Below are 23905 nucleotides of genomic sequence, written 5' to 3' on the forward strand. Positions count from 1 at the left end.
GCTGATCGTTGTAACCGCACCATAGACCAGCCTTCACGGAAATCCCAAGCCCGCGCGCGCCCCAACGGGCTCAGAAGGTCGCGTTCACCCCAAGGTAGAAGGCGCGACCGGCCTCGTTGTAGGTATTCGCCCCGGCCGAGGCCACGCTGCCTTCGCGCAGGATACGCTTGTCGAAGACATTGGTGACACCTGCTGTCAGACGGTAGGTTTCGGTGAAGTCATAGACCACGCCAAGGTTCGCGATCGTATAGGCCGGCCGCGGCGCAGGGTTTTCCAGCGCGACCCCCGTGGTCGCGGTCAGGGTGGCCGAGGGGGTGCGGCCATAATGCGTGGCCGAGGCCGTCACGGTCACATCCTCGCGGGCATACCAGTCAAGGCTCGCGTTCACGGTATAGTCGGGCACCAGGCTCAGCGGCTGGCCGTTCGACTTGTCCTCGGACTTGATCATGTAGGTGGCGTTGGCGGTAAGGGCGAATGCGTCACCCATCGGCAGGCGCAGGTTGCCCTCAAGCCCCGAGACCACGGCTTCGGGCACGTTTTCCCAGCGGAACACCTGCGCGAAGTTCGTGCCCCCGGTCGTCACCCCCACCGGAACCATGCCGCTGGCGATGCGATCCTTGTAGTCGTTGTGGAAATAGGTCAGCCCCGCATCCACGCCATTCACCCCGTTATAGGCCAGGCCGATCTCCTTGTTGATGCTGGTTTCGGGCTTCAGATCGGGGTTGCCGACGACATAGCAGCCGGTTTGCAGACCGGTGTTCGTATAGCCGACCGGGCAGCCGAAGCCGCGGGTGTAATAGACGTAGTTGGGGTTCAGCTGGAACAGGTTCGGCGCCTTGAAGGCCCGCGCCACGCCCAGTTTCAGCGACCATTCCGGCGTGATCTCATACGACGCATTCAGGCTCGGGCTCAGGTTCGCGCCGAAGTTGCTGTTGTGATCCAGCCGCAGGCCCGGCGTCACCGTCAGTTGCGGTGTGACATGAATGTTGTCCTCGGCATAAAGGCCCAGCGTCCACTGATCGCTGTAGGGCGAGCGGTTGGCCCCCACCGGATCGATGCCCGGAATGGTGCCCACGGTGATATCCTGACGCAGCGACACCGGATCGTGCATGAATTCGGCGCGCAATTCGCTGCCCAGCGTCAGCATCTGGTCCATGCCCCGGAAGGCCAGCGGCAGGATCCACTCGGTCTTGGCCGTGACGTTGTCCAGCGTGATCGTGCCCTGTTCGGTCGAGATGATCGACCCTTCGGGCCCGCCCGCAAGTCCTTCCAGATAGCGGCGGTTGCGGGTGTTTTCCCATTGCAGGAAGCTGGTCGATTCGCCGAAATCATAGGTGCCGCGATGGGTCAGCGCATAGGTGCTGCGGGTCATGCGGTTGGTTTCGGCGCCCGAATTCGCAAGCTGATCCAGCACGTCGTTGATGATCTCCAGCTGCCGGTCGCCGGTAAAGATGTTGCTTTGACGGCTGATACCGGCCTCGAAGTCGATCTCGTGGCCGGGGGCCACTTCCCAGGTCAGCAGCGCGCCCAGATCCCGGTTCACCACGCCTTCGCGCCCCGCGGCGGGGCAGGGCGTGGTCACGGTGGTGCCGTTGCGATCAAAGCTGCAGGTGGTGTCATCCACGCCTGCGTTGATGTCGCGGGCATCCGGCTCGCTGCGGTTGAGGTTGCCGTGAAGCCGGAACGACAGGCGTTCCCCCACCGGCCCGCCGATCATGAAGTTGCTGCGGCTGGTCTCGCCTTCCTTGCTGGATTCGGGCGCGCTGTAGAACAGGCCGACGCTGCCGAAGAAGGTCTCGGGGCGCTTGGTGATGATGTTCACCACCCCGCCCGAGGCGCCCGAGCCATAGCGCGCCGCCGCCGGCCCGCGCAGGACCTCGATCCGCTCGACCAGTTCGGCCGGCACCCAGTTGGTATCGCCGCGGCTGTCGCGCTCGCCTGCCCGGCCCATGCGCACCGCGTTGCGCGACAGGACCGGTTTGCCGTCGATCAGGATCAGCGTGTTTTCCGGGCCCATGCCGCGAATGTCGATCTGGCGCTGGTTGCCGCGCTGCCCCGAGGCCGAGGCGCCGGTGAGGTTCACCCCCGGCATGCGGCGGATGATCTGCGACAGGTCGTTGGTCACCGGCTGGCGCGCCAGGTCATCCGCTTCGATCACCGAGACGCCCGGCGCCTGCTTGAGCTGTTGTTCGGCGGAGAGCACGACGATTTCATCAAGAACGATGACATTGTCGCCGCTCGGGCTGTCGGAAACTGTCTGCGCGCCAAGCTGGGGCGCAAGCAGGCAAAGCGCCAGGGCGCTGGTGGACAGGACACGCGATCTTGGCATTGAAGCCTCTTTTGCACTGGATCTACAGGGGATTGCGTGCTGGCAGAGGCTGGCTGGCAGTGCGCGCTCCTTAGGTCCGGGGCTGCGCCGAGTCAACCTGACAAAATTGCTCTGGTATTCCGTTGGCCTGGCGGCTGTGGCCGGGCGGCAACAGATGGCGGGGCCGGGTCAGAGCGCCTCCACGACCGCCGCCACCAGCGCCTCGGTCGGATTGGCGGGGTCAAGCGGCACCACCCGGCCATTGGGCGCCGCCCTCAACGCCTCCCCCTGCGCACCCAGATCAAAGCCCAGCACCGGCAGTCCGGTTGCAAGTGCCTCGTGGGTGGTGAAGGAAAAGGTTTCGGGCCAGACCGACGGCACCAGCCAGGCGCCCACCCGGTAATGCGCGGCAAGAGCCGGCAGATCCTCGCGCCGATAGCTGCCATGCACAGGGATCTCGCGTGGCAGCGGCACGGCGGGATCGACATTGCCGATCACCACCAGCCCGATGCCGTGACGGGACAGGGCCCGCGCCAGTTCCGGCAACAGACGCGCACCTTTCGCCAACCCGATATTGCCCAGAACCGCAAGCACATGTCCCCCGGGCGACAGCCGGCCCGGATCATGCAGGATCCGGTGCGGCTGCAGGTGGATCCGTGCGGCCACATCCGGCCAGACCGCGGCGACATGGGCGGCGCTGTCCCGCGAGAAGACCACGAGCCGATCCGCCCGTGCGATCAACCCGTGCCAGGCCTCCCGCCATTCGCGAAGGCTTGCGGTGCCGCCCCGCCCGTCGCGATGCAGATGCGCCGGGTCCTTGTCATCATCCGCGGGCACGCCATGAAACCAGCCATCAGAACCCAGGAGCGTATAGGACGGGCTGAGCGGGAAGAAATCGTGAAACAACACGTCAAGCCGGTCGCCATCGCGCAACAGGCCCTCCAGCACCTGCGGCAGGCCCAGCGGATCGCGGTCGCCCACGGCGCAGGAATAGACCAGCCGCATTGCCGGCAGTGCCGACAGAAGCCGCGACAGGCTGGCGTTGTCATCGGTTTCGGCCATCGTGACCCCGCCGGTGGTGTGCAGCTCGATCCGCCAGCGCCGCGCGCCGCCCAGCCGCAGCACCACCGCGGGCTGCCCTCCCGCCAGACCCTCGGCGATCCGGTGGCGCAGGTAATCCTCGGCCCCGCCACCCATCGAATGCGCGACATAAACCGGCACCGGTGCCTCCGAGAGGCTGCCGGCCCAGGCAAGGCCCAGGATCAGCCGTGCGCTGACCAGCGGATCGTTCAGGATGAAATCCTGCACCTCGGCGTCATACCGCGGATAGCGGGCGGCGACGATGGCATTGTTCTTCTGGATCAGCCGCAGCTTTTCGACCGAGCCGAAGGATTCGCCGCCACGATGTTCCACGAACAGCCCCGGCAGGCCGATGTGGCGCCCGCCCAGGGCGCGGGCCTTCTGGCACCAGTCCACCTCTTCGCCATAGCCGCGGCCAAAGGTGATATCCAGCGCCGGGATCCGGGCCAGGAAGGCCCGGTTCATCGCCATGCAGAACCCCACGCCCGTGGGCGCCTCGGCCAGGCCCGCCCCCGGCGAAAGGCCGGCGGCGATGCGATCGATCGCATCGCCCTGCCCCGGCCGCAGGCTGCTGCGCCGGCAGATGACGGGAACGGTGAAGATTTCGGCATCATTCGACAGCGGCGTGACACTGGCCACATCCGGGTCCGCCACGATCGGCGCCAGAAGCCGCCCCGCCCAGCCCGCCGGAACGAAGGCGTCCGAGTTCAACAGCACCACATGCCCCTCGCGCTGCCGCGCCAGATCGAGGCCCCGGTTGACGCTGCGGATGAAGCCGAGGTTCGTCTCGTTCTCCAGAAGCGTGACCTGGCCCGGATCGCGCGCCGCCACCCAGTCGCGCAACCAGGGCCGCACCGCCGGATCGGGCGAGGCATCCTCGATCACGATCAGATGCCACGGCAGATCGGTATGGCGCAGAACCCGATCCAGAACCTCGGGCAACAGGTCAAAGGCATTATAGACCGGTAGCACGATGCTGACCGCTTGCGCCTGCGCGAGCGGCGGGGGCGCTGCCGGCGCAAACAGCCGGCTGTCCAGCACCGAGGCCGCGGGGGCCGCCTCGAGACGCAGCGCCGCCCGGATCCGCGGGCGCAATGCCGGATCCCGGCGCCGCCACCACCGCAGGATCAGCGGCAGCGCATGCGCCAGATCGCGCAGAAAGGTCAGAGCCAGCCGCAGTCGGGCGGCGGAGCGGCGGAGCGGCCCCGGCAGCCCAAGGCGGAACCTGTGCAGATCGCCCGTGCCTTCGACGCTCAGAACCGCCGGCCCTGTCGCCGCGGGCAGGGACAGTTCGAACCCGCGCGCCGCCTCGAGCCCGGGATGGGCCACGACATCGTCGCGCAGGATCTGCGGACTGGTCTCGGCCGCGGCCCCGCCGTGTTCCAGGCGCACCCGGGCTGCCAGTGCCCAGCCCGACACGCACAGCCGGCCCCGGGCGATACGCACCCGCTCGACCTGGCCGATGCGTCGGCCGGCAGCGTCGCACACCGCAGGCCCCGCGCGCTCCAGTTCAAGATGCAGGGCGGCGTAGCGCCGGAACAGCCGGACAAGACGCAGGATCATGCCGCACTTTCGCTTTCCCGCCCCAGGGACAACATGCTAATGATATGCCTTTTAGACCGTAATTCACGCGAAGGCCGCCTTTCATATGTCGATACAGACTTTTGGTTGCTGCGACAAGGTCGCTTGGCTATCAACAGGGCGAGCCCGCTTCCGGGCGAGACACCTCAGGTTGCGGAGCATGGCTTGAACACGCCTCATCTCGTGGAAATACGGAACCACCTCGATGCGCGTGGGGCGCTCGGGGTGATCGAAGGCGCGGATCTGCCCTTTGACATCCGCCGCCTCTATTATCTCTTCGATGTGCCGATCGGCAGCGTGCGGGGCGAACATGGCCACAAGCGCCTGCAACAGCTGATCCTCTGCCTGCATGGAAAGGTGGACATCACGCTGAACGATGGCCGTTCGCGCTGGCCCTTCACGCTCGACCGCGCCACGCAGGGGCTTTACGTGCCGCCCGGCATGTGGCGCAGCCTGGAGTTCCGCGACCCGGGCACCGTGGTCTGCGTGCTCGCCTCGCGGCCCTATGAGGTCGAGGATTACATCTATCACTTCGAGGATTTCCTGGCCTGGGTTCAGGCCGGGCGCCCCCTGCCCGAGGATCAGCCCTGATGCGCCACAGCTTTCTTGACGTCGGTTTCACCTACCGCAGCCTGAAGGCGGATCTGGACGCCGCCCATGCCCGGGTGATGGACAGCGGCATCTATATCGGCGGGCCAGAGCTGGAGCAGTTCGAACAGGCCTTCGCCCGGGCCTGCGGCGCCAGCCATTGCGTGGGCCTTGGCAACGGGCTCGAGGCGCTGGTGCTGCCGCTGCGCGCCCGTGGCATCGGCCCGGGGGACGAGGTGATCGTGCCCGCCCATACCTTCATCGCCACCTGGCTTGCCGTGGCCCAGACGGGGGCCGTTCCGGTGCCCGTCGATGCCGATCCCGCCACGATGAACCTTGATCCCGCGCTGGTCGAGGCCGCGATCACCGAACGCACCCGCGCGATCCTGCCGGTGCATCTTTACGGCGCGCCGGTATCGATGGCGCCGCTGCGACGGCTGGCCACGGCACATGGGCTTTTCCTGCTGGAAGATGCGGCCCAGGCCCATGGCGGGCAGGAGGACGGGCGGACGGTCGGAAACCTCGGCGATGCGGCAGGCTTCAGCTTCTATCCCGGCAAGAACCTCGGCGCCTTCGGCGATGGCGGCGCGCTGGTGACGAATGACGGGGATCTTGCCGAACGGGTCCGGATGCTGGCCAATTATGGCGCAAGGCAGAAATATCACCATGACCTTGCCGGCGGCAATTCCCGGCTTGATCCGCTGCAGGCGGCGTTCCTGAACGTCAAGCTGCGCGCGCTGCCCGGCTGGACGCAGCGTCGGCAGGACATCGCCGCGCGCTATCTTGATCGGCTTGCCGATGTGCCGGGGCTGCGCCTGCCGGCGGTCGCCGAGGGAACCACGCCGGTCTGGCACCTCTTCGTCATCCGTCACCCGCAGCGCGATGCGCTGATGAAGGCGCTCGAGGCATCCGGGGTTCCGGCCGCGCTGCACTACCCGGTGCCCAATCATCACAGTGGCGCCTTCCGCGACAGCCATGGCCACCTGTCCTTCCCGGTGACCGAGGCGATCTGCGCCACCTGTCTCAGCCTGCCGATCGGCCCGCATCTGAGCCTTGAGGATGCCGAGGATATCGCCGCCAGGGTCACCGGGGCGGTCCGGGGGCTTTCGGCGTGAGCGACGGCGCCGCGCCGCCGGCCCCGGCCGCGCCCGACCAGCGGATCGAGGCGGCACTGGCAGCGGGCAATCCCGCCCTCGCGCTCGAGATCCTGTTCTCGGCGGCCTTTGCCGCCGCCCGCGCGGGCACCGGCAGTGCCGCTCTGGAACTGCCCGCGCTCGAGGCAGCCTGCACGCAGTTTCTCGCCGCAGCGGCCCCGCAGCACCCGCTGCCCGCCCCGCATGCAGGCTTTGACCGCCCCACCAATCTTTACATCGTTACCGAGATCTATCAGGCCGGCGGCCACCGCGCGCTGCTCGAGGCGCTGATCGCGGCACGGCCGCAGGATCGTCATCTGGTCCTGTTCACCATGACCATCGACCGGCAGCGCGCCTTCAGCCTGCAGCGCATGGCCGATCTGGGCGTTCTGGCGCTTGCCCCGGATCCGGGGACGGGGCTTTACGACAGCTGGCTCTGGCTGCGCAACAAGCTGGCGGCGCTGGCAGCGCGGCGGGTGTTTCTGCTGCACCACCCCGAAGATGTCGTCGCGGCCCTTGCCGCGCGCGAAGTCGCGCCGCGGCTGGGGCCCCGGCTTTACGTGATCCGCCATGCTGACACGGTGGCAAGCCTCGGCACCGGGCTCGATGGCGCCACACAGGTCGCGATCCGCCCCGAACAGAAGGCCCGGCTGATCGCGCAAGAGCCCGGCCGACGCGTGGCGCTCTTGCCATTGGTGCCGCCCGCCCCTCTGCCGAAACGCGCCCTGCCACTGATCGCCCCGGCACCGGCGCCGCCACCCCCGGCGCCCCTTCCCCCGGGCCGGCGGGCACGGCTGCGCCGGGCGTTGCGGCAGCTGGCCACCTTGCCCGCCCGCGTGACCCTTCCCGCGCTTGCCGGACTCCGGCCGCCGGCGGCGGCGGTCACCGCCACCTGCGGGACCGAACACAAGTTCCTGCGCGACGGGCCGCTTGGATTTCCGGCGGCGCTGGTGGCGCTGTTGCAGGCGACGGGCGGCCGGCATCTGCACATCGGCCCCACCAGCGAGACGTTTCGGGCCGCCGCCCATGCCGCGCTTGATGCGGCCGGGATCAACCGCGAGCGGCTTCTGCTGGCGGGCGAGGTCGGATCGGTCGCCGACTGCCTCCGCAGCCACCGGGTGCAGCTTTACCTTGGCTCCTTCCCGGTCGCCGGGGCGCTGAGCCTCTATGAAGCCATCGGGGCGGGCATCCCGGTGGCGCTGCGTACCCCCGCCCCAGGGGCGGATGCGACCGAACGCTATCTCGCCGGAACCGGCCTGCTGCCGCCGGGCCTTCCGCACTGGACGACGGTTGCGGATCTTGCACAGCTTGCCGGCGCCCTGCCGGTGCGCGATCCGGCCCGGCAGGCGGCGCTGCGGGCCGCGCAGGGCTGGCTGCGCCGCCGCCACAGCCCCGAGCGGATGCGCCGGCGTCTGGATGCGCTGATTGCCGCGACCGAGGGACGGACGCGCGCCGGTCTGTCCGCCCCGGATGCCCGTGAGGCCATCGCGCCGCTTTTCGATGCGGCGGCCTATCTGAAGCGCAACCCGGATGTGGCGGCGGCGGGTCTTGATCCGCTGGATCACTACCTGCGCCACGGGGCCGCCGAGGGCCGGCCGGCCCATCCCCTGTTCGACGCGGGCTGGTATCTCGCGCGGCTGCCCGAAGGGGAACGCCGCCGGGCCAGCGCCACCCCCCTTGCCCACTACCTGTTGCGCGGCGAAGCGGCCGGCCATGCACCGCATCCGCTGTTCGATCCGGCGCTTGCCGCACAGGGCCTTCCCGGCGATCTGCCCGGTGCCAGCGTGCTGGAGCGTTACCTGCGCAGCGACGGCATGGCGCGGCCGCACAGCCTGTTTGACCCGGACCACTACCTGCGCCAACTGCCCCTGGCCCCGCAGGGCCAGACACCGCTTGAGCATTTCCTGACCCAGGGGGCCGAGCTTGGCCTCTCTCCCCATCCCGCGATCGATCTGACGCGGCTGTGGCAACAGGCCGGAAGCCCGCCCGGGGCCGGGCTCTTGCGCAGCTTCCTGGACTGGCTCGCCCGCAAGGGGCCGGATGCGGCCGAGCCCTCGCCGCATCCGCTGTTCGCCGCGGGGCACCTTCTGGCCAATGCGCCGCAGCTTGACGTGCCCTGCCTGCCCAACGCGCTCTGGACCTATCTGGTCGCGGGCAACAGCGCCGCGGCGGCGCCGCATCCGCTTGTGCTGCCCGCCCATGTGGACCGGATGCGCCCGGGCACCCTGACCGAGGCCGAGCCGCTCCTGGTGCCGCTTGCGCAGAACCGGTTGGGGGTGGACACGCATCCGCTGCTCAGCAACGCCCATGTGCAGGCCCAGGCGCCCTGGCTTGCCCAGGGCAGCCAGAGCGCGACGGAGTTCTTCGCCCTGAACGGAAGGACGCTGCAGATCGACCCGCATCCCTGGTTTTCGTCGAAACACTATCTGCACCAGAATCCCGATGTGGCGGCCGCCGGCGTCAACCCGCTGCTGCACTACCTCCAGCATGGCGAAACCGAGGGCCGCAACCCGCATCCCTTCTTCAACGCCCGGCACTACCGCGCGGCTCATCGCGGCGCCGAAACGCGGCCGTTTCAGCATTACCTTTGCTGCGGAGTGGTCTCGGCGCTGCCCGTCACCCCGCAGGACGGGGGCATCCGCCGCCTTGGCCGCTCGGCTGCGGCGACGGCGCTGGCAACGCCGGGCCTTGCCCCCGCGCGCGCCGCAGCCCTTCTGGCCGAGGCCCTCCACCCGCCCGGCGCGCCGGTCCACCCCACGCTGACGACCGAGGCGCGGCCCCTCGCCCTTGAACCACCGCAGGGCCGCGGGCCGCGGCACAGCCTTGTCCCTGTCCCGCAGCCCGTGCTGCGCCCGCGGCTGCTGGGGCCCGGTCCCCACCATCCGCCGCTGACCCCGCCGGCCGGACATTGCGCGCCACCGGACGTCACGCTTGAAACCCATGCCGATGCGCTGGTAGTGGGCGGGGCGGATGGCTTTGTGCCCGACGGGGCGGATGGCCCCTGGTATGATCCGGGACTCGCCGGTTTCGACCCGGCGATCGCGCAGCTCAAGGCGCTCGGCCCGGTAGAGGCGGTGCGGATGCCGCAGGGCGCCGAGCCGGGCGCGGTTCTGCTGCGCCGGCACGGCCCGGAACAGGCCATCGCCACCGGCATCTTTGCCTGCGGCAGCTACAGCAACAATTACTTCCATTTCCTGGTGGAAGTGCTGCCGCGCGCGCTTCTGGCGGCCGACGGCGCCCCGCCGGGCACCCCGATCCTGACCGACGCCGGGATGCCCGCGCAGCATTACCAGGCGTTGCGCCTTTACCTGCCGCAGAATCCGATCCTGCAGCTTGACCGGCACCGCAGCTATCGCGTTGGCCGGCTTTACGCGGCCGGGATGCCGAATATCATCCATGACGCCTTTGGCGCGACCGAAGGCAGGCTCGATACCATCCGCTATTCCCCCGATCTGCTGGCCCGCCTGGCTGCGCCGGCGGCGGCGCTGCGCGATGGCGGCACGCCGCGCCGGCTGTTCCTGTGGCGCGACAGCCCGGTGCGCCGGCTCCTGAGTGCCGAAGAGCTTGCGAACGAACTGGCCGGGCGCGGGGTGGTCAAGGTCAACTTCGCGCAGATGCCTTTTGCCGAACAGATCCGGCACATGGCGAATGCCGAGATCATCGTCGGCCAAAGCGGCGCGCATTTCGCCAACCTTCTGTTCGCCGCCCCGGGGGCGCGGATCCTCGCGCTGTTCTCCAATGCGCCGGGCACGCCCTATGGCCTCTGGAGCGGGCTTGCCCAACGCACCGGTGCCGAGGTGATCAACATCGCCGGGCCGCGCCGGGTGGGCACCTCGGGCGGCGAGCCCGAGGCCCATGAGGATTTCAGCGTCCCGCCCGAGTCGATCCTGCCCTTCGTTCCACCCCAGCAGCCCCCCCCGCCCGCGCCCGAGCGCCCCGAACCGCTCCGCCCGCTTCTGGATCAGCTGCACCGCGCCGCGGTCGATGCCACGACCCGCAGCGCCGCCTGGGGCATCCTTGCCCGGCCCGCCCCCGAAGGCAGCCTCGACGCGGTGATCGACCTGCGCCGCCGCGCCCGGGCTGCGCTTCTCGCGGCCCCGGTGCACGAGCTTGCCGCGCTGACCGACCATCCGGTCTTCCTGTTCCCCGAGGGCAAGGTGAACACGGGCCTCGCTGCTCATGACGCCCATCTGCCCGAGGAGGAACAGACGCTTGCCGAACTCGGGGCCTGCTTCGGTGCCCTTGCGGCGGGCGATGATCCCGCCAGCTGCCTTGACGCACACGGGTTCGCCGGCGGGCCGGAGGGCGGCCTGCGCCGGCTGGTGATGATGGCGATGCTCTATCTGCAGGGCTGGCGCCTGCCGTTGCTGCACCGGCCCGAGCGCCTGCCCCCCGACCTTGCCGAACGCTATCTGGCCTGGCTGGTGGCCAGCCCCTTCCTGTTCCGCAAGGGCGATGACGCGGCCTATGCCGCCCGCGCGGCGGCGCTTCTGGACTGGTTCGGCACCCAGCTTGACCGCGATCTGCCGCCACGGCTGCATCTGGCGCTGGCGCGGATGGCGACCCGCACCGATCTGGGCAATCTTCTTCTGGCCGAGGCACCGATGGAGGCGGTCTTTGCCGCGCGGAACCGCCTGCTGACACGGCTTGCCATTGCCACCGGCACGCCGCGTCTGCGCCCCCGCGCCGCCGACGGGCGCGAAGGCCGCATCCGCGTCGGCATCCTGTGCCGGACCTTCCTCAAGGGCCCCGACAGCGAGGCGGTGGCGGCGCTCTTTCAGGATTTCGACCGCAGCCGCTACGAGATCTTTGCCTATTCGATCGGCCATCGCGACCGGGTGGTCAGCGAGGATGCCGATTTCGCCCGCGCCTTCGATGCGGCCATCGACCACCGCCGCAGCCTTCCGGGCGATGCCGCGGGGATCCGCGCCCGGATCCTTGCCGATGATCTGGACGTGTTCCTGCAGGCCAATGCGACGACCTATGGCATCATGGCGCAGGATCTTGCGCTGTTCCATCCCGTCGCCCCGCTTCAGGCCGAGATGAACTCGCACCTGCCGCTGCCCTCGGGCTATCCCTCGTTCCCGCATTTCATCACCGGCGAGGATCCGCCCGGCCATGCGGTTGGCGCTGGTGCGGGGATGATCGCCCTGCCGGGGCCGGTCATTTCCTATCTCACCTCGTTGCAGCGCCGTCCGGGACCGCCGCCCCTGGACCGGGCCGCGCTGGGGCTGGCGGATGAGGATGTGGTGCTGCTGAACGCCGGCGCGCTGGAGAAACTCCGCCACGACACGCTGCTGGCGATGATGCAGGCAGCCGCCGCCACGCCGCGCGGGGTGCTGCTGCTTGCGCCCTACAATCCCGGCTGGGCCGGGTGCAGCCGCGCCATGTCCTTTGACCGCCAGATCGCGGAAACCGCGGCGCTGGCCGGGCTGGACCCGGCACGCATCCGGGTGATGGGCGAATTGCGTGTGGCCGAGGCCGAGGCGCTGCTGTCGCTGTCGGATCTTTACCTTGCGCCCTTCCCGCATGGCGGGGCAACGATGATGCATCTGTCGCTGATCCACGGCCTGCCGCCCGTGGTCCTGCGGCGCCGGTCCACCCGCTCGATCGACCAGTTCCTTCTGGAAAGCCTCGGCTTTGACGAGCTGGTGGCCGAAACGCGCGAGGATTATGTGGCGCTGGCTGCCGCGCTTGGCCGGGATGCGCCGCGCCGCAAGGCCCTTGCCGCGCGCATCCATGCCGCGGCACAGCATCCGCCCTTCGTCGCCAATCCCGACCATTCGCGCCGGATGCAGGCGACGATCGACACGCTTCTGTCCCAGAAGGAGAGCTGAGCCATGAACATCTCCACCGCCGACCTCGAAGGCCATGTCACCCTGCTGCGCATCGTCGCGCCCGAGGATGCGGCCTATATCTGGGGCCTGCGCAACGATCCGCGCTATAACGCCCATCTGTCGCAATCCTCCGGCACGGTCGAGGATCAGCGCGCCTGGATCACCCGCTACAAGGAACGCGAGGCTGCGGGCAGCGAATACTACTTCATCATCCGCCGCCGCGATGACGACCGTCGCTGCGGCACGGTGCGGATCTATGATATCCGCGAGGGCCATTTCACCTGGGGCAGCTGGATCCTGGATGAGGCCAAGCCCCCGCGCGCCGCACTTGATACCGCGCTTCTGGTCTATCGCTTCGGCTTTGACCGGCTGGGGCTGGACCGCGCGGTCTTTGACGTGCGGCGCGAAAACACGCATACGCTGGCCTTCCACGACCGCTTCGGCGCGACCCGCACCGGCGAGGATGGGCAGGATGTGTTCTTTGAACTGCCCCGGTCCCGGTTCGGCCCGCTTGCATCACGTCACGCGGCCGCCTTCGGGGAAAGCTGACATGGCCTGCTGTCCCGCAGGCGCCGGACTTGCTGACAAGGAAAGACGATGACCCAGAACACCCCGCCCTGCCCGATCATCTTTGTCGGCGGCGCGCCCCGGTCCGGGACGACGGTGACCCATGCGCTGCTGTGCACCTCGGCGCATTCCAATGTCTACCATCCCGAAGTGGCCTTCATCCGGCCGCTGGTCGAATCCTACGCGCTTGGCATGGCCACCTGGCAAAGCCACACGGCCGCCTTCTTTGCCGAACCCGAACATCTGCGCATCCACCTGAGCCATATCGTGACCTGGGCCTTCAACCATGTGGCCGCGGTTCTGAAGAACCCCGACGTGCTCTGCGTGAAGGATCCGATGATGTCGCCGATCTTTCCGGAACTGCGGCAGCTTCTGGGCGACCGCATCCGCTTCGTCACCGTGGTGCGCCATCCCTATGACGTGCTGCGCTCCCGTCAGGAGGTGATCGAACGCGCCGGGGAACCGTTCGATGCCCGTGTCGTGGGTGTCATCGCGCAGGAATACATGAATTTCTACACCCATCTGGATGCCGATCTGCTGCGCGGGGCGCTGCTGCCGCTGAGATACGAGGATCTCGACAAGCCCGAAACGATCGACCGCCTTGGCGCGTTCTGCGGCCTGCCCGATCTTGCCCCCGAAAAAGTCTGGGCCGAAAGCCGCGACCAGTCGGGGGTGGATCAGTCGCCCTGGACCTCGCCCAAGTATCACAGCCCGATCGATACGCGCAGCCGGTTCGAGCCGCTTGCGGACCAGTGGTGCGCGATCGTGGACGAGATCTGCGGCCCGATGATGGATCGCTTCGGCTATGCGCGCCGCACGGCGTAAGCGGGCCGCCGGGCCGCGGCAGCTGGCACCTTTCGCCAGCCCGCCCGGGGCCTTTGCAAAGACCGGCGGCTTTTGGCATGGTGCGCGTCAAACGACTGGATCGCGGGAATGAAGATCGAAGAAACCGCCCTTGCGGGTGTTCTGCTGCTGACCATGCCGCGCCACGTGGACCCGCGCGGCCATTTCAGCGAAAGCTGGAGCCAGCCGCGGCTTGCGGCGGCGGGAATCGATATTGCCTTCGTGCAGGACAATGAATCGCTGTCGCGCCGGGCAGGCACGGTGCGGGGGCTGCATTATCAGGCGCCGCCGGCCGCCCAGGCCAAGCTGGTGCGGGTTGCGGCGGGGGTGATCTGGGATGTGGCGGTGGATATCCGCCGCGGCTCGCCCAGCTTCGGGCGCTGGGTCGGGGCCGAACTTTCGGCCGAGAACGGCCGCCAGATGCTGATCCCCGAAGGCTTCCTGCATGGCTTTGTCACCCGCGCGCCCGATACGCTGGTGCTTTACAAATGCTCGCGTCCCTATGCCCCCGAATGCGACCGCGCCGTGCGCTTCGATGATCCCGATCTGGGCATCGACTGGGGGATCGCGCCGGGCCGCGCGATCCTCTCCGACAAGGATGCCGCGGCGCCCACCCTGCGCGACGCGGGCACGCCGTTCGACTGGGCCGGCTAGGTCAGCCGCCCAGCAGCCGTTCGTGAACATGGATCGCTTCGTCCAGATCCTCGTAGAAGGTCAGCCGGCCCGCCTCGAGCACCGCGCCCATCCTGCAGACCCGTCGCACCATCGGCATCGAATGGCTGACAAAGATCGCGCCGCTGTCGCGCATCCGGGCATCGAACAGCTCTTCGCTCTTGCGGCGGAAGGCGGCGTCGCCGACGCTGGTCACCTCGTCCACCAGATAGGTGTCGAAATGGATGCCCATGCTGACGCCAAAGGCCAGCCGCGACCGCATCCCCGAGGAATAGCTGCGCAGGGGAAGATGAAAATGCGCCCCCAGCTCGGCGAAATCCTCGACGAAATCCAGAAGCGCATCGCCATCCACGCCATAGACGCGGGCGATGAAGCGCGCGTTCTGCGCCCCGGTCAGATCGGGGTGAAAGCTGCCGGCAAAACCCACCGGCCAGGATATCGTGCCATCCGACAGGATCTGGCCCGCCGTCGGGTCCATCGTGCCGGCGATCATCCGCAGCAGGCTTGACTTGCCCGCGCCATTGCGCCCCAGAAGCGCCACGGGAACCCCGGTCGGGAAGGTAGCGGTGATGTCATCGGCCACAACCTTGCGGGCGCCATTGACCGAATAGACCTTGGTGAGGTTCTGAAGCCGGATCATCGCGGCTCAGCGCCGGTCACGCACGCTGTAATAGACCAGCACGCCCACCGCCCAGGCCATCAGCAGGAAAAAGCCCGCGAGCGCCAGCAGCAGTTCCCGTTCCGGAAACATCGCCCGCTGCGCCAGCGTCGGGCGCACATGCGCCGCCAGATAGCGCGACTGGCGCTGCGCCTCGGAGACCGCGCCGTCATAGGCCGCCATTGCCGCACGATAGCTCTGCTCGGCAAAGTCGAGATCGACCATCAGCCGCTCGAACTCGCCCACCAGCCGCGCGTAATCGGCGCCGCCCGGCCCCTGCCCGCCCTCGCCGAACTTGCGTCGCTCGGCGATGATGCGGTTCTCGATCACCTCGATCCGCCGCGCGATCTGGGTCAGACGCGGATCGCCCTCGCGGGTGGTTTCGCGCAGCAGATCCAGTTCCACCATCGCCTCGGCCAGCTGGCTTTGCAGGGTGTTGATCACCCCCATCTGCCCCTGCAGATCGGCCTGGGGGTCAACGATCTGCGTTTGCAGCCGGAAGCCCGTCATCCGTTCCCGCGCATCCTTGAGCCGTTCGAGCGCGCGGTCCAGTTCGTCCTGCGCATAGCGGGTGGCATCGGCCCGCGCATCCTGGGCCAGCGCGTTGATCATCCGGCTGCTTTCGCCATAGATCGCCGTGGCGATCTCCTGCGCATCCTGCGGCGTGAAGGCCGTGACGCGCAGGGTGATGATGCCGCTTGACGTGTCATAGATGATCTTGACCCGCCGTTCCCAGTGGCGGTGCAGATCCTCGATCGTGCCCTCGGGGTTGAAGGCAAAGACCGGATCACCGGGCCAGGCGCGGGAAAACCGCGCCCGCAGGTCCAGATCTGCGTCGATCGTGGCGACCAGATCCTGACTGCGGATGAAATCGTACAGGATGTCACTGTCGGAACTGGCCGAGCCGGTCAGCCGGGTGATCCCGCCCAGAAGATCAAGCGAGGACGAGGTTTCCTCTTTCCGGACCGAGAACGAGACCGTCGAGGCATATTGATCTTCCGCCATCAGCCAGAGATAGGCGGCCGTCGCGATCACCGGCAACAGAACCAGCAGGACAAAGCTGAGCAGGATCCCGCGGTGCCGTCGCCGCAGCGGTGCCGGCCCCGCAACCGGCGGCGCCGCGCGCTGTGCCGGTGTCTGGGCCGCGGCCGGCGGGACGGCCCGCGCTGCCGGCGGCTGCGCACCCGGCGCCCTTGGCGGTGCGGAGGCCGGATGAACGGCCTGGGCCTGTGCCGGCTGGGTCGGGGCGGGCTGGGTCGGCGCGGGCTGGGGGCCGGGACGCACCGGCGTCACCGCCGCCTGCGGCGCTTGCCCCGGCATGGCTGTCGGGCCGCCGCCGGCAGCCCCCGACGGGGCCGCCGCGGCCGAAACGGTGCCGGCGACCTCTCGCGTCCCTGAAGTCTCTGCCACCTGCGCCTCTGTCCGCTTGATTGCCCTGCACCGGAATTGATGCGAGATTACAGCCTTGGCGGCGGAACGGCAACACCGGCGCCGACCCCGACAGGCGGGCCGACGGAGCGGGCATGCAGGCACTGAAACCACGGAACCGGACGGGCGGCGCCCTGCGGATGCCGCGCACGGTCGCGGCGCTGATGCTGCGGGAAATGGCCACAAGCTATGGGCGGTCGCCCGGGGGCTATCTCTGGGCCATTGCCGAACCCGCCGCGGCGCTGGCGCTTCTGTCGGTGATCTTTTCCACCGCCTTCGCCGCGCCCTCGGTCGGGGTGAACTTTCCGCTGTTCTATGCCACCGGCTATCTGCCCTTCATGCTGTTCAACGATGTCGGCAACAAGATGGCCACCTCGATCCGGTTCTCGAAGCAGCTTCTGGCCTATCCGGTGGTGACCTTCCTTGATGCGCTGGTGGCGCGGTTCCTGCTCAACCTGCTGACGCAGGCGACGGTGATGATCATCGTCTTCACCGCGATCCTGATGATCTTTGACACGCGGGCAGTGCTGCACATGCCCTCCATCCTGGCCTCGGTCGCCATGGCGGCGGGATTGGGGCTGGGGGTGGGCACGCTGAACTGCTATCTGATGACCGCCTTTCCCGCCTGGGAAAGAAGCTGGCAGATCGCAACGCGGCCACTGTTCCTGATCTCGGGGATCTTCTTCATCTATGATGACATCCCGTCGCCGGTGCGGGAAATCCTGTGGTACAACCCGCTCATGCATGTCGTCGGGATGATGCGGCGGGGCTTCTATGGCTTCTACCACGCCAACTATGTCAGCCCGCTTTACGTGACCTGCATCGCGCTGGCCACACTGGCGCTGGGGCTTTTGCTGCTGCGCCGGCACCAGCGGGCGCTGCTGCAGGACTGAGGCTACAGGATCAGGTCGCCGGCGCTGATGCCGGTGATCCCGTCCAGCGCCAGCACGAAATCGGCGATGCCGTCGCCGTTGGTATCGCCCATCAGCAGCCCCGCCCCCGCCACATGGGCAAAGCGCAACTGCCCGGCCACCCCGGTGAAGGCGGCCGCCCCGATGAAGCGCAGGCCAAGCGCGCTGAGGTCGATCAGATCGAGGCCGCGTTCGAAATCGGTGATCCGGTCGCGGGTGGCACCGATGCCGATCTCGGCCGCCGAGGCAAAGACAAAGACATCCGCCCCCGCGCCCCCCGACAGCACATCGGTGCCCGCGCCGCCAAACAGCCGGTCATTGCCATCGCCGCCGAACAGATGGTCGTCGCCCGCCCCGCCATAAAGCCAGTCATCCCCCGCCGCCCCATAAAGCGCGTCGTTCCCTTCGTCGCCATGGAGGGTGTCATTGCCGCTGCCGCCGCCCAGAAGGTCGTTGCCGGCACCACCATAGAGCAGGTCGTCGCCCGCATCGCCGAACAGCCGGTCATTGCCGTTGCCGCCGTAAAGCAGATCGTTGCCTGCGCCGCCATAAAGCCAGTCGTGCCCGTCCGCCCCATAAAGCGAATCGTGCCCCGCCTCGCCATGAAGGGTGTCATTGCCCAGGCCACCGCCCAGAAGGTCATTGCCGGCGCCACCGTAAAGGAGATCATCGCCCGCTTCACCGAACAGCTGGTCGTCGCCCTCGCCGCCATGAAGCACGTCGTTACCCTCGCCGCCGTAAAGCACATCATTGCCCTCGCCGCCGAACAGCGTGTCATGGCCCGCCTCGCCCCACAGCGTATCGTTGCCGCCCTCGCCCTCGATCACGTCATTTCCCGCGCCCCCATAGAGCCGGTCCCAGCCCCAGCCCCCGAACAGGAAATCGTCGCCCTCCCCGCCATAAAGCCAGTCGGCGCCATTGCCGCCATAAAGCCAGTCGGCCCCGGCGGCGCCATAAAGCGTGTCGTCGCCCTCGTCGCCATGCAGCGTGTCATTGCCCTCGCCGCCGCCCAGAAGATCGTTTCCCGACCCGCCAAAGATCAGGTCATGGCCCTCCTCGCCCAGCAGAAGGTCGTTGCCATCGCCGCCGTAAAGCCGATCGTTGCCCGGACCGCCCTGCAGCGTGTCACGCCCCGCACCGCCGTGAAGCGTGTCATCCCCGGCCTCGCCGTGGATCAGGTCATCGCCATCGCCGCCCTCCAGGTGGTCGTTGCCCTCGCCGCCGTAGAGCGTATCCATGCCCGCGCCCCCGAACAGCCGGTCGGAACCCGCACCGCCGTAGAGGGCGTCATTGCCTTCGCCGCCATAAAGCCAGTCGTCGCCATCGGCACCGTAAAGCGCATCATTCCCGTCGTCGCCGTAAAGCGTGTCATTGCCGGCGCCGCCGCCCAGAAGGTCATCCCCCGCGCCGCCGTAAAGCAGATCCGCACCGGCGGCGCCCAGAAGCGTGTCATTGCCTTCACCCCCATAAAGCGCGTCATCGCCCTCGCCCCCGTCCAGAAGGTCGTTGCCGGCCTCGCCCCACAGGGTGTCGTTGCCTGCCCCGCCGTAAAGCGCATCATGGCCGCCGCCGCCGAACAGAACGTCATGGCCCAGCCCGCCGTGCAGCGTGTCATTTCCGCTGCCGCCATACAGCAGGTCATCGCCCGCGCCGCCGGCAAGTTCGTCCGCGCCCTCTTCGCCATGAAGCGTGTCATTGCCGTCGCCGCCGAACAGAAGGTCGTTGCCGGCACCGCCGAACAGCACATCCGCCCCGTCATCCCCGAACAGCCGGTCATTGCCCGGCCCGCCATAGAGCGTATCGTTGCCCGTGCCGCCATAAAGCCAGTCGTCGCCGTCATCGCCAAAGATCTCGTCCTGGCCGCCGCCGCCATGGATCGTGTCATTGCCCTCGGCGCCGCGCAGCACCTCGTCATCATCGCTGCCCTCCAGCAGATCGTCGCCCTCGGTGCCGATCACCAGCGTCTGCGCCGCGAAGGGCGGAAACCGCGAGAGGTTGAGCAGCACCTCGTCGGTGAAATGCGCGACCGGAATCGGATCGCCGGTGGCGCTGGTGATCTCGATCGTGGTGCTGCCAAAGGTCAGCCGCGCGCCCTGCGCGGTGGACTGGATCGACAGCTGGCCCACATTGCGCAGCATCGGAAAGGCCGACATGTCGATCCGGTCGATGCCGGGCTGGTAATCCATGATCCAGATCGTGCGCGCGCCCGGCGTCAGCACGAACAGGTCACGCCCCGCCCCGCCCCACATGCGCAGGGCGTTCGCGGCGGAAACCAGGATGTCATCGCCCCCGCCACCGCGCAGTTCCGTCGTGGTGAAATCTGCGGCCAGCAGATCGTTGCTGGCCGTGCCCTGGATCACCCCCGCGCCGCCCATCCGCGATATCCCCAGCGTCCCCAGGTCAAGCTCGAACTGGGTGATGCCGGTTTCGGTCAGGCTGCTGACAAAGACCTGCACGCGCCCGTCGCGATGGGTGGCCGCAATCGCCCCCACCCGCGCCAGCGTTGTCGCCAGCCCGTCGGCCAGGCTGGCAAGGTGGATCAGCCGCCCGTCCGGCAACAGGGTGAACAGGCTGATGCCGTCATCGGCGCCGCCCGCCAGCACGAAAACCCGATCGCCGACGGTAAAGCTTTCCAGCGCGGTGACGGATTGAAACCGCGTGTCCCGCGTGTCGATGACATGATCGACCGCCAGCAGATCGCCGTTCGGCAGCACCCGCAGCACGCTGAGCGATGAACTGCCCGATCCCGCCACGACCACATAGCTGATCCCATGCAAGGTGACGGTGGAAATCGCGGTCGGTGTGGCAAAACCCGTGCCGCTCTCGGCGCCGATGCGCCCGGCCAGCGCAAGGCTGCCATCAGCCGCCATGCGATAGCTCGCGATGGAATCGCCCAGTGCCGAAACCGCAAGAAGATAGTGCTGCCCGCCCACCTGCACCGCCGACAGCCCCGCGATCGCGGGCCCGGGCAGCGATTCACCGCTGATCTGGGTCACGCCGCGCGCGGCCGTCATCTCGTAGGTCAGAACTCCGCTGTCTCCGGCACGGGCAGCATAGAGAAAGCTGCGCCCGCCCAGCGTCACCTCGGTCAGCGCAACCAGATCCTGCGGCAGGCCCTGACCGCTGACAAAGGTGAACCGTGCGCCAAAGCTGCCGTCCGACTGGATCCGGTAGGCCCCCGACGACGACTGATCGAATCCCGAAGGCATGAGCACCGGCCCGCCGGCGGTGGTGATGATGCCGATCTGCGGCGTCGCCAGATGGCGCACCCCCGAGACGAAGGACTGCTGCGCCGTCAGGGCGGCCGCGGGACCCTCCAGGGAAAACACGCTCAGCCCGCCGCCGGTCCGGGTGGTGGCATAAAGCCGCGCAACGCCGCCGATCTCGGCGATATGCAGATCGGCAATACCCGCCAGAAAGGTCGTGTCTCTCACCCCATGGGTGGCGACGTGACGAAACACAGCCATACCGGACCCCTTCACCCTGCACCCCCGTGCAGGTTCGAAACTAGGGGTCAGGGTTTAATCAGCCCTTAATCCGGCGGCTGTTCTTAAAGGGATCTGGAATCAGTATGAAGAAGTCGTTACAGGATGAGATCCCCCGCGCCGAGGCTGTTGAGCCCATCCAGCGCGATGACGAAATCGGCGCTGCCATTGCCGTTCATGTCGCCCACCAGAAAGCCGGTCTGGCCATCGGTGACAAAGCGCAGTTCGCGCGCCGCGCCCGTCAGCTGGCCCATTCCGAACCAGGTCATCCCCAGTGCGCTGAGGTCGATGCGGTCGATCCCGCGCTCAAAGTCGGTGATCCGGTCGCGCGTCGCGCCGCGCCCGATTTCCTCGGCCGAGGCAAAGACGAATACATCGGCCCCTGCGCCCCCGGTCAGCACATCGGTGCCCGGCCCTGCGATCAGCCGGTCGTTGCCGGCCCCGCCGTCAAGCCGGTCGTCGCCCGCGCCCCCGAACAGCACGTCATCCCCCGCACCGCCGAACAGCAGATCATTGCCATCGGCGCCATAGAGCATGTCGGCCCCGTCGTCGCCATGCAGCGTGTCATTGCCCGCGCCGCCGCCCAGCGTGTCGTTGCCGGCCCCGCCGAACAGCAGGTCGTGCCCGCCTTCGCCCAGCAGGAGGTCATCCTCGGTTCCGCCATAAAGCGCATCATTGCCGTCGCCGCCGTACAGGGTGTCGGCCCCGCCGGCCCCGTAAAGCGCATCATTGCCCCGGCCGCCGAACAGAAGGTCGCGCCCGCCGCCGCCGCCCAGCAGATCGTCGCCATCCTCGCCGTACAGGGTGTCGGCGCCGTCCCCGCCCAGCAAGGTGTCGTTGCCGATGCCGCCGAACAGCCCGTCCTGCCCGGCGCCGCCCTCAAGCAGATCATTGCCGGCCGCGCCATAGAGAAGGTCATCGCCCGCGCCGCCCTGCAGATGGTCGTCGCCCTCGCCGCCGCCCAGAAGGTCGTTGCCGGCGCCGCCGAACAGGCTGTCGTTTCCGGCGCCGCCCAGCAGCGTGTCATTGCCCGCGCCGCCGTCCAGCATGTTGTCCGCGCCATTCCCGGTCACCAGGTCCGCGCCCTGGCCGGCAAAGACCCGCTCGATCACCGTTCCCGGTGCGATCAGCAGCGCGCCGCGCAATCCATAGACATCCGAGGCGCTGCCCGGGCGCAGGTCGATCACCTGGTTCGAGCGGTCGGAGCGCAGGTCAAGCGTGTCCTGCCCGCCCTGATCGAAGATCGTGTAGCTGATCGCGCGCCCCGCGGCCATGAGCTGTCCCAGCGCGTTGAACAGCGCCCCCGCCGTCGCATTCTCGCCATAGACCGTGTTGCCCGCGCGCTGGCCCGTGGGGGTGCCATAAAGGCTCTGGATGGCGTGGATGTCGGCCATCATCGGCGTGAGCGCATAGGCAAAGCTTGCGTTGACGAAGGTATTGTCGGTCTGGCTGAAATAGGACATCAGGCTCATCTGCCAGCTGTCGTTCGGGTAATGGTTGTCGATGCCATACCGGGCGCTGCCGTTGTAGTTTCCGGCATGGCCCAGCCCCAGCGCATGGCCGATCTCGTGGATATAGGTCTGGAAGGAATAGGAATCGAGCCCGGTGCCATAGGAGGCAAGCCACTGGGTGCTGACATTCACATGCGACGAAATGATCCGCCCGCCCGAGATGATGCTGCTGGCATAGGCGCCGCTCTGGTCGTCGTCGAAGGTGATGTGCCTCGTCTGTCCGGCCTGCGGCGCGGTGTTGAAGATGATCCCGGTGACGGCCGTCCAGGCCTCGAGCGCGGACAGGGCAAGGCTCCGGCCCGCGCTGGTCAGGGCGGACAGATCGACATTCAGCGTGCCGCCCGGCGCCACGTTGAACGACCGCGCGGTTCCGCCGAAGGATTCCCAGTAGCCATGCGTCAACTGACGCGCGATCTCGGCGGTGGTGAACGGCGCCGTGGCAGTCCCGACCGTCAGCTGATAGCCGCCGGTATGGCTGCCGAAGCCCTCCGCAGAAAGGTAATAGGTACCACTGGTGGTCGGCGTGAAGTCCAGCCGCGCGTTCAGCCCGTCGCCGCCGTCGTCATTCATCGCCAGCTGGACGCCGCCAGCCGAATGAACCCGCAGCAGCGGATCCCCGAGCGCGGCCCCGCCCTGGCCATAAAGATCGATCCGGTAGCTGCGCCCGGCTTCGAGCGTGATCGCGATCCAGTCCACATCCCCCGTCGCGGAGATCGTGCCGCGGAAGGTCTCGCCCGGCAGAAGGCGGTAGGGGGTAGCACTGCTGGCCGGTGCATCGGCCCCTTCCGTCGCCGTGGGCGCGGGCGCAGGCACCAGAAGCACGTAGGGGCAGTCGGGGTCGAAGGGTCGCAATCCGGCGCAGATGGTGCACATGCCGAAGCCTCACTCTTGGCGTGGGGTAAGGAAGGGGATGTCGGAAAGGTCAAGCAGCGCGCGTGCCAGGCCGGCAAGGCTGTCCTCGGGCAGGCCGTCGTGATCCATGATGGCAAGCTCGATCTCGGGACCCTCGCCCGCCTGGCCGTCGGCGCTGCGCCAGGCCAGCCGGGCACGGATCGGGCCGGGCCGCAGATCGGTCACCGACAGGACAAGCTGGCCTGGCTCTGCCGTTTCACCGGGTAGCACCCGCGCCCGGGCAAGATCGGTCAGCCGCGCGCACAGCGGGGCAAAGCTCGCCTCCTGCCCCGGCGGCAGCACGCAGTCGATCTGCAGCGCCCCGGCCGTGGCCCCGCCGCAGGAGGCCGCGAAACAGATCGCCATTCCCGCCGCGACCTTCAGCATCGCGCCCGCCCCGGATGTGCCGTCA

The 23905-nt window shown here is 68.2% G+C and carries 14 protein-coding genes; 7 read left to right on the top strand and 7 right to left on the bottom strand.

Annotation, left to right across the window (positions count from 1 at the left end; genetic code table 11):
- Positions 1–70 precede the first annotated feature (70 nt).
- On the bottom strand, positions 71–2329 hold the full coding sequence (locus tag ACFQXB_RS11230; RefSeq protein WP_377403416.1) for a FepA family TonB-dependent siderophore receptor: 2259 nt from the start codon (positions 2327–2329) through the stop codon (positions 71–73).
- 168 nt (positions 2330–2497) lie between these two features.
- Complete coding sequence (locus ACFQXB_RS11235; RefSeq protein ID WP_377403418.1) at positions 2498–4951, bottom strand: glycosyltransferase family 2 protein; 2454 nt, start codon at positions 4949–4951, stop codon at positions 2498–2500.
- A 183-nt stretch (positions 4952–5134) separates the two neighbouring features.
- Here ACFQXB_RS11235 and ACFQXB_RS11240 point away from each other — a divergent pair, with 183 nt between their 5' ends.
- The 6 genes from ACFQXB_RS11240 to rfbC all read left to right on the top strand — a co-directional run bounded on the left by ACFQXB_RS11240 (position 5135) and on the right by rfbC (position 14591).
- The gene (locus tag ACFQXB_RS11240) at positions 5135–5560 is read left to right on the top strand and encodes a sugar 3,4-ketoisomerase (RefSeq protein ID WP_377403420.1); all 426 of its coding nucleotides are present in this window, start codon (positions 5135–5137) and stop codon (positions 5558–5560) included.
- Positions 5560–6672, top strand: coding sequence for a DegT/DnrJ/EryC1/StrS family aminotransferase (locus ACFQXB_RS11245; protein WP_377403422.1), 1113 nt, complete (start codon positions 5560–5562; stop codon positions 6670–6672). The genes ACFQXB_RS11240 and ACFQXB_RS11245 overlap by 1 nt, the downstream gene beginning before the upstream one ends.
- Positions 6669–12527: a glycosyltransferase 61 family protein gene (locus ACFQXB_RS11250; protein WP_377403424.1), complete on the top strand. Its 5859-nt coding sequence runs from the start codon at positions 6669–6671 to the stop codon at positions 12525–12527. Before ACFQXB_RS11245 ends, ACFQXB_RS11250 begins: the two co-directional genes overlap by 4 nt.
- 3 nt (positions 12528–12530) lie before the next feature.
- Entirely contained in the window at positions 12531–13076 is a 546-nt protein-coding gene (locus tag ACFQXB_RS11255; RefSeq protein ID WP_377403426.1) for a GNAT family N-acetyltransferase, read from the top strand.
- A 48-nt stretch (positions 13077–13124) separates the two neighbouring features.
- Complete coding sequence (locus ACFQXB_RS11260; RefSeq protein ID WP_377403428.1) at positions 13125–13919, top strand: sulfotransferase family protein; 795 nt, start codon at positions 13125–13127, stop codon at positions 13917–13919.
- Between the two features lie 108 nt (positions 13920–14027).
- A complete protein-coding gene (gene rfbC, locus ACFQXB_RS11265; protein WP_377403430.1) occupies positions 14028–14591 on the top strand; it encodes a dTDP-4-dehydrorhamnose 3,5-epimerase in 564 nt (187 codons plus the stop codon).
- 1 nt (position 14592) lies between these two features.
- On the opposite strand, the gene ACFQXB_RS11270 is transcribed toward rfbC, so the two are convergent.
- Positions 14593–15249, bottom strand: a complete 657-nt coding sequence (locus ACFQXB_RS11270; RefSeq protein ID WP_377403432.1) for an ABC transporter ATP-binding protein — start codon at positions 15247–15249, stop codon at positions 14593–14595.
- Between the two features lie 6 nt (positions 15250–15255).
- A complete protein-coding gene (locus ACFQXB_RS11275) occupies positions 15256–16677 on the bottom strand; it encodes a hypothetical protein (RefSeq protein ID WP_377403434.1) in 1422 nt (473 codons plus the stop codon).
- A 113-nt stretch (positions 16678–16790) separates the two neighbouring features.
- Between ACFQXB_RS11275 and ACFQXB_RS11280 the strand changes: the two genes are divergently transcribed.
- Positions 16791–17588, top strand: a complete 798-nt coding sequence (locus tag ACFQXB_RS11280) for an ABC transporter permease (protein WP_377403436.1) — start codon at positions 16791–16793, stop codon at positions 17586–17588.
- 2 nt (positions 17589–17590) lie between these two features.
- Here the strand turns inward: ACFQXB_RS11280 and ACFQXB_RS11285 are convergent, their stop codons facing one another.
- From ACFQXB_RS11285 to ACFQXB_RS11295, 3 genes are all read right to left on the bottom strand, one after another.
- Positions 17591–21073: a calcium-binding protein gene (locus tag ACFQXB_RS11285; RefSeq protein WP_377403438.1), complete on the bottom strand. Its 3483-nt coding sequence runs from the start codon at positions 21071–21073 to the stop codon at positions 17591–17593.
- Between the two features lie 116 nt (positions 21074–21189).
- Positions 21190–23475 (bottom strand): M10 family metallopeptidase C-terminal domain-containing protein, encoded by a 2286-nt coding sequence (locus ACFQXB_RS11290; protein WP_377403440.1) that lies wholly within the window; start codon positions 23473–23475, stop codon positions 21190–21192.
- A gap of 9 nt (positions 23476–23484) precedes the next feature.
- A complete protein-coding gene (locus ACFQXB_RS11295) occupies positions 23485–23880 on the bottom strand; it encodes a hypothetical protein (protein ID WP_377403442.1) in 396 nt (131 codons plus the stop codon).
- Positions 23881–23905 lie beyond the last annotated feature (25 nt).

The sequence above is a fragment of the Halodurantibacterium daqingense genome (assembly GCF_042666235.1).
Taxonomy (GTDB): Bacteria; Pseudomonadota; Alphaproteobacteria; order Rhodobacterales; family Rhodobacteraceae; genus Halodurantibacterium; species Halodurantibacterium daqingensis.